Origin of the sequence: Microcoleus sp. AS-A8, assembly GCA_039962225.1 — a bacterium.
Lineage (GTDB): Bacteria > Cyanobacteriota > Cyanobacteriia > Cyanobacteriales > Coleofasciculaceae > Allocoleopsis.
In genome coordinates this window covers 829,077-841,231 of record JAMPKV010000001.1, presented here as the reverse complement: position 1 = coordinate 841,231, position 12,155 = coordinate 829,077, and the positions used below count along the sequence as shown (strand labels likewise).

Sequence of the window (12,155 nt, the reverse complement as noted above, 5' to 3'; positions counted from 1 at the left end):
GGAAATCTTGTGGAGGGATGAAGCAACTGGGGTCGCTGAAGCGTTCAAAACACCATCCTACGGGCGAGGTCGCAGAAACCCCGCCCTCAACAACGTAGGGCGGGGTAGTTCATGGAGAGATGCAAGGACAAAGCCGTAGGCTAGAGGCCAGACACTTAATACAGTAACCTCCCAGCACGAGGCTTTTCCAACGCAGTAGTCAAAGTCGCTTGCTCTACAGAACTGGCTCCAAGCTGAGTGACTCTTTGGCCTGTAAGAGGAAGGCTTTGGTTGGAGGGTTTGACAGTCCTGGGCAGTTCGATGCGGAAAGTAGACCCTTGACCGAGTTGACTCTCAACCTCAATGGTTCCCTGCATCAACTCCACTAAGGATTTGGTAATGGCTAGCCCTAACCCTGTACCCGGATACCGACGAGTGGTTGTCTGATCAATTTGCCGGAACTCCTCAAAAATATGTCCTAACTCCTCTTCGGCAATACCAATGCCTGTATCCTTGACTGCAATGGCCAAGCGATTAGGAGCAATCTCCTTCACCTCCACCTCCACACTGCCCACCTCGGTAAACTTAATCCCATTAGAGAGGAGATTGACCAAGACCTGGCGCAGGCGAACGCTATCATTAATCACATTGGCATTTTGTAGATGGTTGTGGACATGGAGCGTTAAGTGCCTCTCATCCGCCAGCGATCGCAACTCATCCACCGTTGCCCTAACTAACGCCATCAGGTTAAACGTTTCCAGCTTCAACTCCAAACGTCCCGCCTCAATTTTCGAGAGGTCAAGGATTTCATTAATCAGCGCCAACAGGTGTTTACCATTGTCGAGAATGCGCTTCATCATATCGACTTGTTTCGGTGCCAATGAGTTTTGACGCTGGCGCAAAAGCAACTGAGAAAACCCAATCACCGCGTTCATCGGTGTACGCAACTCATGGGACATGGTGGCGAGAAACTGAGATTTCAGCCGTGCCGCTTCTAACAATTGCAGGTTATTGAGCTGAAGCTGCTGTCGCTGGTTTTCCAGTTCTTGATTCTTCTGAGCCAGCATGTCATTTTGGTCTTCTAAACGTTTTTCTTGCTCCTCCAAGGCTTTAATCATGCGAGCATTGTCAATGGCGATCGCAGCTTGTTCCCCGACCGCCACGAGCAGATTCCGGTCTTCCTCATCAAAGGCATTCTGATCTTGCCAATTTCCGATCGCTAGCACTCCTAAACGTCCCGATTGCACCGACTCAATCGCCACCGCGTAAATGGCCGCTGGAGCCTTCTGTGAGGACGGCGATTCACCCTCTTGAGTTTGAATTAACTGAGATTCTCCGGTCGAGAAGACTTTAGAGAGCAACCCCCCCTGTGGCGAAAAGGCATGTTCCAATCGCAGCTTTTCCGTCTCAATCCCCGCCATCACCGTTAACACCAGTCCATCGCACTGGGGGTTATTCAGCATGATGCAACAAAACTGGGCACCGGGAATCGCACCTGCCACCGCCTCCGCCATCTCTCGCAACAGACCAGGCAGGTTCGTTAAACGCTGGTTCAGGAGATTGGTAAGCTGTTGTAACGTTCGCAGTTGCTGTTGTTGTTCTCCTAGAATCAAAATAGCCTGACGCAGGTTTTCACTCGTCTCTTGTGTCTCCCGATAAAGCTGACCATTCTCTAGGGATAACGCCGCACGACGGGCGATTTCCTCTGCCAGCGCCAAGTCGGCAGGTCTATAGCGACGGCTTGGTTGAGTAGAGACCAAAGAAATTGCCCCCAGAGTCCGCCCCCGCACTAAAAGGGGTACAGTCATATAGGACTTGAAGCTCATGTCCTGTACAATTTCCAGGTGTTCGGCATTGTAAGTAGCTCCGATCCATTCCTGCTCCGCCATTTCCGAAACTAAGATGGCGATCCCCGTCTGTATCACCTTGATCGCGGGATGTGTGCCGTCGAGGTGAGGTGGGTATAAATGGTGCAGTTTTCGGACTTGCTCCTGCCGCGTGGGGTCAGCATGAGCGACCCCCATGCGCCGCACGACGCCGTTTTCGATAATATCGACAATGCACAAATCGGCTAGGAAAGGCACGGCGAGTCGGGCGAGGCTTTCCAACGTCTTTTCGTAGTCCAAAGAGGCTGAAAGCATCGCACTCGCCTCCGCCAAGAATCGCAACGATTCTTCCGCTCGTTTCCGTTCGGTAATGTCGCTGATCACGCCTGACATCCGGAAGGGCTTCCTTTGTGCATTTCGCCAAGCTTTCCCCCGTGCCATGCAATAGCGATATTCTCCAGAGCTATGCAATAGCCGAAATTCGACATCAAGTTCAACATTATCTTGCAGGTGAGCGGCGACAGCCTGACTAATTCTGATGCGATCATCCGGATGTACCAACTGACAAACCAGATCGTAACGAATCACCACCTCATCGGCTGACAAGCCAGTAATTTCATAGAGGCGGTCATTGCAATAGATGGCATGGGTGGTCAAGTCCCAATCCCAAATCCCATCATTGGAACCTTCGAGTACCAAGCGGTAGCGTTCTTCACTTTCCCGCAAGCGCTCGCCGGCTGACGCCGCCTCTTTTTCAGCTCGGTAGATGCGAACAGCATTGCGAACGCTGCGTGAAAGGGTTTCGGGTGAGAGTTTGCTTTTAGCAAGATAGTCGGATGCCCCCGCTTTCATCAGTTCAACTGCCAGTTGCTCGTCTCCTTGACCCGTTAGCACCACCAAGGGCACTTTGATGCCAATTCCCCGGACTTCTTGAACCAGACCCAAGCCGTCGCCATCGGGCAGGCGATAATCGAGTAGAACACAATCAAAGCTGGGTTCTTCAAGCGTGGCGTCAGCGGGTTCTGTTCCTTGAGTTTTGTCGTTGCTGTGCTCCCCCAGGCGCGGTCGCAGCAAGGCATCCAGCGCGCTCTGGCAATCAACCGCTGCCGTGATTTCGACTCGCATTCCAGCCCTTTTCAGCGCCCGGCTCACCGCCATGCGATCCACTTCATCATCTTCTACTACCAAGATTTTGATAATTTCTTCCATAATTAGCTGTTAGCTGTTAGCTGCTAGCCGCTCGCTGTTGGCTTTTAACAATTATTCTGAAAAAATTTACGCGCTTTTTATCTCTACACTGCGGTAGGTTGATTTTCCTTAACTCATATCAAAATAAGTAGTTTTGAAAAGGTACTCGTCAATACCAACGCTCCCAAAGCTCAGCTTTCAAGGCATCTCACTCAGCATCCAATATTTATTCAGCGTAGCCACCGCTTCTACAAATTTCGCAAATGTTACTGGCTTGATGATATATCCAGCAACATTGAGATTATAAGCTTCTACTTTATCTTTATCCTCATTGGAAGTCGTCAGCACGATGACAGGGAGAACTCGGAGTTCAGAGTCAGCCCGTAACTCTCGCAGAAACTCAATACCACCCATTTTGGGCATATTCAGATCCAATAAGATTAGTCTTCGCTGTCCGGGTAACAGTTTGGGCAGTTCGTTGCTCCGCAATAGGGCTAAGGCTTCGACACCATTTGCCGCCACGTACAAAGGATTTGTAATGTTGTTTTTTTTAAAAGCTCGTTTGACTGTCATCACATCGACTTCGTCGTCATCGATCAGTAAAACGCTGGTTTGTTTATCATTCATTTCTTAAGGCCCTCATGCCATCGGTTGTTTAGGCCAGGTGAAGCGAAATGTGGCTCCCTGACTTGGAGCGGATTCTAGGATAATCGTTCCGCCCTTATCTTCAATAATCTTTTTCACAATCGCTAAACCAACGCCCGTGCTTTCTACCTTGTCACGGGGTTCTAGGGTTTGAAATATGACAAACACTTTTTCATGGAACTCAGGGGCAATGCCTGGGCCATTATCAGCAACGGCAAACTCGTAAGAGTCTGGGTGTTCTTGTGCGGAAATGACAATTTGCCCATCCCTGCGGTGATGATGCTTAATCCCATTGCCGATTAAATTGGCAAAGATTTGTGCCAGGGGCACTCGTTCGATCCAAAGCGTCGGCATTTCCGGCATCACCGTGACGGTAAATTCGGGTGGGGGAGCCAATGAATCAATCACCTCGGCTAGTAACAAATCCATATCCACGAGTTCTAACTCTGTGCGGAAACGTCCAACACGGGAGTACTGTAAAAGACCATTAATCAAAGCTTCCATGCGATGGACACGGCCTTGGAGCAAGTCCATTTGATGCCGAGTTTCTTCGGTTAAGCAATGTGCGAGGTCTTCCTCCAGCCACTGTGCGAGGTTGGCGATCGCCCTTAAGGGAGCCTTGAGGTCATGAGATACAATATAGGCAAATTGATCGAGTTCGGCATTTCGCTTCTCTAGGTTTGACGTGGTTTGGGCAAGCACTGTGCTGAGTCGAGCCAATTCATCCGCACGCGATCGCAACGCTTGTTCCGCTTTTTTACTCTCGGTGATATCTTGCGTCATCGTCATCCCCAACAAAATTTCACCGTCTTCGTTGGTGACCGGTAGGACATGGACACAGTAAAAGCGATCGCTAAAGGGAATTTCTGTCACTGTACTTTTACCCTTGAGTGCCTCACGATAAATTGGCTCTAAGATTTGAGCCGTTTCCAGGGGTAATGTCTCCCAAATCGTCTTCCCGATCAGCGATTCACTATTAAGATTAACGGTGGCTAATCCCGTCCCTTCGGCAATGGAGTACCGCATGTGTTCATCAAACAGAAATACGGCTCCATTGGGGAAATTTTTCACTAGGGTGCGATATAACTCTTCGCTCTTTCGTAGAGCCGCTTCCGCTTGCTTGCGTTCTGTAATGTCCTGATTAATTTCCAAGAAAGCCAATGGCATCCCTGTCTCGTCCCGTTGTAATGTCCAGCCGCTCTTGACGAAAACACGGCTACCATCCCGTCGGGAATGCACCAGTTCACCACTCCAGTATCCTTGCTGGAACAACGTGTCTTCGATCTCCTCTGGGGGTTGAGGCAGTTCTGTTTTAAGGAGGCTGTAAACACATTGACCCACGGCTTCTGCCTGTGAAAAACCATAAAGCCGTTGCGCTCCTTGATTCCAATAAGTAATAGTGTCGTTGAGGTCACGCACGATAATAGTGTCATTGGCTAAATTGAGCAACTGGGCTTGTTTGAGCAAGGTTTCTTGGGATTGTTTACGCTCTGTGATGTCACGCACAATCGCAATAAACAGATGCTCATTGTCTAGCTGCATCTCACTGAGCGCAAACTCCATTGGGAAGATTTGACCATTCTTTTGACGGCCTACTGTTTCCTGTTGCAGGCGTAGCTTGTCTTGATTCTTCCCCACCAAAGACTTCATCGCTTGACCACTATCTTCTGCAAACAGTTCTGCCATGAGTCGTTGCAGGTGTACCCCTTGAAGTTCACCCGGTTCATAACCAAAGATATCTCCAGTTGCAGCATTCGCCGATTGAATGTAGCCGCGCAAATTGACAATGATGATGCCATCGACAACATGATCGAACACCGCCTGTAAGTATAAATTGCTCGTTCGCAAGCTGCTTGCCTGTTGGCGTCGCTCTTGGTCTAACTGATTAAATAGGTACAGGGCGGCTCCAGAACCCAGCAGACCTACCCCTAAACAGATCCACTGTACGATCGTCGTTACCCTCGCCCACAGGAAGGCTTGGGCTTGGCGATCGGTCTGCCAGCGTTTTTCTTGCTCATAAAACTGGGAAATTTCCTGGCGCAACTCATCCATGTTCAATCGGCTCTCTTGCAACCGCTCCGTGATCAGGGCCGATCCGCCGGTTGTGGCTCCTTGCCGATCACTTGTCTCTAGCGTCTGCTCTAAAAGCCGAAATTGTTGACGGACTAATGATGGAATTTCTTGGAATAGTTGACGCCGTGCAGGATTGTTTTTGACTTGAGTGTAAAGGGCGTCCAGCGACTCAGGGAATAAAGCTTTAGCCTGTAAATAAGGTTGCAGAAATTCTGGACGCCTGGTAATCACATACCCTCGAACCCCTGTCTCTGCCTCAATTAGCTCTTTCAGCAAGCGGCTGGTATCTGTAACCGTTTTCTGAGTTTGTTGCTCCTGTTCTCGAACCGCAATTGTTTGAGAACGCAAAACAGCAATCACCAAAATCGAAGCTAACAAGCAAATCACTGGAATCGAGATAATAACAGCGCCTCGCCCACGCACCGAAACATCCGATGGGAACTTAAGCCGATCGCTCGAAAATTTTGAGGCGTCCATGATTCATTTGTGCAAGTACAAATCATCACAAAAACAAGGGTGAGAAGAGTTTATATCTAAATACTCCCCCGATTCTCTTTTCATCCCTTGTTTTAAGCAATACTCAGCGCAACACCTTGGGCCAGGTGAAATAAAATGTTGCACCCTGACCTTCTTGAGATTCTAAACGGATGGTACCTCCTTTGCCTTCTACAATGCGTTTGACGATCGCTAAGCCTAACCCTGTGCTCTCTAGGGTGTCCTTGGCTTGTAGCGTCTGAAAGATGCCAAACACTCTTTCATGAAACTGAGGCGCGATGCCCAAACCATCATCGACCACCGTAAACTCATAAGCATCGGATTGCTCCTGAACGCCAATCTTCACCGTTCCATCTACTAAGGGGTGGTGTTTAATCGCATTGTCAATCAGCTGAGTAAAGACTTGCTCAAGGGGTAAGCGCTCCGTGAGCAGCGTGGGCATTTCTGGCGCAACGGTAATCATAAATTGAGCCGGTGGATTCAAGGTATCGATCACTTGTTTTAACAACAAGGCAACATCCACATCTTGTGGCTCTGATTTCAGGCGTCCTGCACGAGAATACTGCAATAGACCCTCGATCAGGGATTCTAAGCGGTAAACTCTTCCCCGTAGCAGTTGGAGTTGATGCAGGTTTTCTGGGTTGAGTTGGTTGGCAATATCTTCCTCAATCCACTGCGATAAATTCGCGATCGCACGTAGCGGTGCTTTTAAATCATGAGAGGTGATATAGGCAAATTCGTCAAGTTCTTTGCAGCGCTTTTCTAAGGCCGCTGCGGTTTGAGCCAGTTGGGCTGTGGCCTCGTCGAGGGCTGCATCGGTTTGCTGAGACTGCATGGCTCCGGCTAGGACGTTAGCGACAGACTGGAGAAAATCCACATCACTCTGGCTAAACACCCGTTGTCTACTCGTGTGAGCCGCTAAAACGCCCCAGGGTTGAGGGGATAATGTTGCACAATTGAGTTCCGAGGGGGACCGTCGTTGGAGAGAGGAGGGTAACGGCGATTGAGGGAGGAGGGACGGGGTGAAAGTGGTGGGTTCAATTTGACTTGAGGAATTGTGTGGCTCTTGTTGGCTCACTAAAGCTGCATTCCTTATCTCCTGATCTCCTTGCGGTTGTCGGGACAAGGACGTTCCCCCCATAATCACACTAAGACCACTGCGAATGCCATGCTCGTGAAGCAAGGGTGAACCTTGAAAGCGGGTTTCGTTGCACAGGTTTTCCACAACCACCGGTTGACCTGATTGCAGGGTATAACCCGCCTGTGTATTGGCGCTGGCGTCAATTAGCGCTTGCCCGACTAACCCATCCCGCCATCCGACGCCGGCTCGGAGTTTCAAGGTATTGTCATTAGGAAGCCATTCCCACACTAGACAATACTCAACTCCTAGGATTTGGCAGATTAGAGCAAGGCATTCGTCCATGAGGGTAGACAAGGGGGTACGCAAGAGCGCCTGTTGACCGAGTTGGGCGATCGCGGCTTGCTGACGAAGACGCACTTGCAGTTCGACTTCCGCTTGCTTGGCAAAGGTAATATCCACCATCAGCCCACGACGCTTTTGTACCCGTCCCTGTTCGTCACGAATCACATAGGCGCGATCGCGCAACCAGACGACTCGCTGATCGGCGGTTAAACATCGATACTCCAATTCATAATCTCGGTCTTGAACCATTTTCTTACGGCATACCGCCACAGTCCACTGCCGATCTTCGGGATGAATCAAATTCACCCAAAAATCCGGCTTTTCCAGCCAGTGCTCCACTGGATAACCCAATACCTGCTCCGCACTGTGGCTGACAAAGGTAAAGTGTTCGGTTGTGGCATCCGTTTCCCAAATAATGGTGTGAGACAGTTCATTGACCCAATTTCGACGGCGGTGTTGACCGGACTGAGGGGTGTCACCTAAGGTTGATTCCCTCCGGGATAATGTCGCTGGTGGCGGAGTGTCTGTCCCTAACAGGGGAGTGAGTTCAATTCGTCGCCCAGAGGATTTTGCATCTTGGCAACCCAGAGGGACGTCTGGGTAGCTGGGAGAACTGACAAAAGGAAAAAGGGCGAAGGCAGCTGCCCTTGCCCTCTGCCCTGAAGGGTCGATGCCCCACTCCCCTCCCCCCGGATCAGAAACGCTATTGTTGATGGGGTAAAGAGGCTGATCCTTGAGGGTGTAAATAGCCACCCATTCTAAAACTTGACCCTGTGTATCCCTGACTGGCCTTCGTTGCCCAATAAACCAGCGGTAAGTCCCGTCTGAGCCACGAATGCGGCATTCAATTGGGTCGCCTTCCTCCCGGTTGGACGCCATCGGCCCACCCGCGACAGCGCTGGCGAGATAGCTCTGCCGCAAGCCATCACGGTCTTCTGAATGTATGGCCTTGAGAAATCCCCAGCCCAGTGATTCTGAGGCTGTTAAACCGGTATACTCATACCAACGGGGGTTAAAATTAGTGACTGAGCCATTGACTTGTGCCAGCCAAACAATTTGAGGTAGGGTGGCCAGAAGACCGTAGATTCTGGCTTCACTGGTCTCTAGGCGTCGAGCAAGGCTCTGGGGATTTTGCAAATCGTCAAAATCGTTGCCAGAGGTAGATAAATTGGGATTAAAGGATATATCCATATACGGATTCTTTTAAAGAGTTTTAGCTCCAAAATTAAAAGTTTAAGGTGTCTCCACCAAGCCTTTAATTTAAGCCAATGGTAGAAGACGTTTGTTTAATTACAGTATTATTCAGAATGTATCTGAAGTACTGAAATCCCTACCCCTACCGCTGGGTGGACATCACTCGACGCTTGGCCAGAACTTCATAAACTTCCTGTGTAAGAGCTAGAAAATTCCACAGCCTGGACGTGAAAGATGAGTAAAATTCGTGTTGCTCTCATTGAAGACCATGACCTAACACGGGTCGGGATTAGAACAGCGCTGCAACAGCGTAGTGAAATTGAATTTGTGGGTGAGGCCGCCAATGCGGCTGAAGGTCTGAACTTATTGGAAACGTCCAGACCGGATATCGGGATCGTTGACATTGGTCTTCCCGATATGGATGGGATTGAATTGACAAGGCGCTTTAAAGATGCTAGGGCTGCGGATGAGGAGACTCAAACCCGAATTCTGGTACTGACGTTGCAGGATAACGAAGACGCTGTGTTAGCGGCTTTCGCGGCTGGTGCTGATTCTTACTGCATGAAAAATATCAGCTTTGATAATTTACTAGAAGCGATACAAGTCACCAACGAAGGGAATGCTTGGATTGATCCGGCGATCGCTAAAATTGTTCTGAAGAAAACCAAGTCCATGGACAGGGGGGCAGAGACGGCAGCGGCACTCAAAACCGTGACGATCAACGCCACTGAATCGGAATATAGCAAATTGATTGAAGCTGACCCCTTGACAGAGCGGGAATTAGAGGTTTTGCAGCTAATCGTTGAAGGTTGCAGTAATGCCGCGATCGCTGAAAGACTATACATCACGGTCGGTACCGTCAAAACTCATGTCCGGAATATCTTGAATAAGCTGTGTGCTGATGACCGAACACAAGCGGCTGTCCGCGCCCTTCGTTCGGGCTTGGTGGGTTAAGTACTCATTTCCTAGGGATGATATCAGTCACCTTCCCCATCAGAGGGCGTCTATAGACGTACTAATCCAGAGCCAGCGGTACTCCCTACTGCTGGCTTGTCTCATCTCAAGTCGGAACGGATGACGGATGATAATCATTCCCAAGAGAATGTCTGTGCGCTAACATTCAATCTGCACTTGAGACTTCTGGAGTCATTGGGTGAACCATTGCTAGTCAACCAGACGCTCATTTATGGTGTTAAGGTTCAAAACAGTAATGATCAAGAGCGACTTCCACAAGGGATAAAACCCAAATCGGTCAAGATTTCTGGCCAAGCGGCTCGGCGGTTAAGCTGTTTCAAGGATGATCAGGGTGAAACAAAGAAAATGTTAGCGCTAGTGAGCGTTTTGGTATCGGGCTACCTGATTTACGATAGTTCTCGGATGGATGAGTATTTCGATGCTTTAAGCCCATGCGGTCACAGAGAATGTGATAGATCAACAGTTTCAGTAACCCGTGGAGAAGATACTTTTAGTGATTAAGCGGCGCACCACTGAGTCAAATCCCAGGGGCATCTCAAGTGGAAAGAAAGCTTAGAGAATTGTGGTTGGTAACTAGAAACAGTCTCCCCCGAACCAATCGGCTAATCCTCAAGCTGTCGTCTCTAACTAACCTGGATCTGGAGTAAGCAAATGAGTCAGGCAGATCAAAGCAGACTTAAACTAATGGTGGTGGACGACGAGCCTGACAACCTGGATTTGCTGTATAGAACATTCCGACGAGATTTTCAAGTCTTCAAAGCGGATGGGGCTGTGAGTGCTCTGAACTTGTTGAAAACTCAAGGGGAGATGGCTGTGATTATTTCTGATCAGCGGATGCCCCTGATGAACGGAACAGAATTCTTAAGCAAGACCGTTGACCGTTTCCCTGATACTATTCGCATTCTGTTAACGGGGTACACTGATGTTGAAGATTTGGTGGAAGCGATTAACTCAGGCAAGGTGTTTAAATACATTACCAAGCCTTGGAATCCCGAACATCTTAAAGCAGTTGTTCAACAAGCCGCCGATACCTACCGAGTCCTGAAGCAAAGAACCCATGAACTTCGCCGCGCCTTGCGACGAGAAGAACTCTTTAATGTGGTGACAACGGCGATTCGCGAGTCACTCGACTATAAGAGTATGCTGCAAACGGTTGTCACCATGATTGGTCGCAATTTTGAGGCAACGGGTTGCCTGCTACAACCTGTAGATGGTGAGCAACTGCTCCCAGAGTCTTTCTTTTACCAAGCGGATACGGAAGCCGCCTCCTGCTCGATTCCCCATACCGCATCAATTCTGCAACGTGTCCTAGAAACTCAAAAAACAGAGATTGTTCACGACAACACACAGGGGCATCCTTCGGTGTACCTTGTCGTTCCCCTAATTTTCCAACAACAAATCATGGCGGTTTTGTCTCTCTACCAGCAAGGGAGCGAACACCCTTGGAAGCCTGAAGACATTCAGCTCATTGAGTCGGTAGGTGAGCAGGCGGCTTTAGCGATTTCCCAGGCTAAACTTTACCAAAGTACGCTGTTGATGGCTCAGCAAATGCGTGATGAGCTACAAGTGGCTCGTCAAATTCAAAACAACCTGCTGCGTCAAAGTTGGCCGGAGGTTCAAGGTGCTCAGGTGCAAGCCCACTGCTATCCAGCACGAGAGGTGGGTGGCGATTTTTTTGAAGTTTACGTTCATCCTCAGGGGGATGTGTGGCTAGCCGTGGGCGATGTTTCTGGCAAGGGTGTTCCAGCCGCCCTATTCATGGCTAGTGCGATTTCTATCTTGCGGCGGGAACTGGCTCAAGAATCCTCTCCAGAACCGGAAATTGTGATGCGAAATCTCAATAGCATCATGTCCGATGATTTGTTCAGCACCAACTGCTTCATCACGATGGTACTGGCTCGTTATACGCCAACAACACGGCAGTTCGTTTACGCCAATTCCGGTCACATTTATCCCATTGTTTGGTCTCACCGCTTGGTTGTTGAGCAGCAAAGCACATCTGAAAAAAATGTGACAGTGGAGCCTAATTATCTGAAAGTTCGTGGCGTTCCCCTAGGAATTTTACCGATTTGGAAGGCCAACGCCGGAATTTTAACGTTAAATCCTGGTGACATCGTACTGTTAACTAGTGATGGCATCACAGAGGCAACGGTTATCGAAACGCTGGCCAGAAGTGGCTTTACTAAAAATGAGGAATCACGAACCAATTCAATGCTTGGATCACCGGGGCTTTGGCAACTCCTGCTGGAGGAGCCAGAGCCTTTTGACCTCACCAATTTATTAGCTCATATCCGAGAACGCACGAACAATGTTCAGGAAGATGACCAAACTATCCTTTCTCTGGAGGTTCTGTAATT

General features: G+C 49.3%; 7 protein-coding genes. 3 read left to right on the top strand and 4 right to left on the bottom strand.

All coding sequences use genetic code 11. The annotated features are described in order from the left end of the window. Positions 1-155: 155 nt before the first annotated feature. The 4 genes from NDI48_03215 to NDI48_03200 form a co-directional block, all read right to left on the bottom strand. Positions 156-3,014 carry an ATP-binding protein gene (locus NDI48_03215; protein ID MEP0830212.1) on the bottom strand — a complete coding sequence of 953 codons (2,859 nt, stop codon included), beginning with the start codon at positions 3,012-3,014 and terminating at the stop codon, positions 156-158. 177 nt (positions 3,015-3,191) lie between these two features. Further along, a complete protein-coding gene (locus tag NDI48_03210; protein ID MEP0830211.1) occupies positions 3,192-3,620 on the bottom strand; it encodes a response regulator in 429 nt (142 codons plus the stop codon). A gap of 12 nt (positions 3,621-3,632) precedes the next feature. Next, the gene (locus tag NDI48_03205; GenBank protein MEP0830210.1) at positions 3,633-6,188 is read right to left on the bottom strand and encodes a PAS domain S-box protein; all 2,556 of its coding nucleotides are present in this window, start codon (positions 6,186-6,188) and stop codon (positions 3,633-3,635) included. A gap of 103 nt (positions 6,189-6,291) precedes the next feature. Next, entirely contained in the window at positions 6,292-8,820 is a 2,529-nt protein-coding gene (locus tag NDI48_03200; GenBank protein ID MEP0830209.1) for a PAS domain-containing protein, read from the bottom strand. 237 nt (positions 8,821-9,057) lie between these two features. On the opposite strand from NDI48_03200, the gene NDI48_03195 reads away from it, so the two are divergent. The 3 genes from NDI48_03195 to NDI48_03185 all read left to right on the top strand — a co-directional run bounded on the left by NDI48_03195 (position 9,058) and on the right by NDI48_03185 (position 12,153). After that, the gene (locus tag NDI48_03195; protein ID MEP0830208.1) at positions 9,058-9,777 is read left to right on the top strand and encodes a response regulator transcription factor; all 720 of its coding nucleotides are present in this window, start codon (positions 9,058-9,060) and stop codon (positions 9,775-9,777) included. A gap of 96 nt (positions 9,778-9,873) precedes the next feature. Beyond that, positions 9,874-10,299, top strand: a complete 426-nt coding sequence (locus NDI48_03190) for a hypothetical protein (protein ID MEP0830207.1) — start codon at positions 9,874-9,876, stop codon at positions 10,297-10,299. 150 nt (positions 10,300-10,449) lie between these two features. Further along, the gene (locus NDI48_03185; protein ID MEP0830206.1) at positions 10,450-12,153 is read left to right on the top strand and encodes a SpoIIE family protein phosphatase; all 1,704 of its coding nucleotides are present in this window, start codon (positions 10,450-10,452) and stop codon (positions 12,151-12,153) included. Positions 12,154-12,155 lie beyond the last annotated feature (2 nt).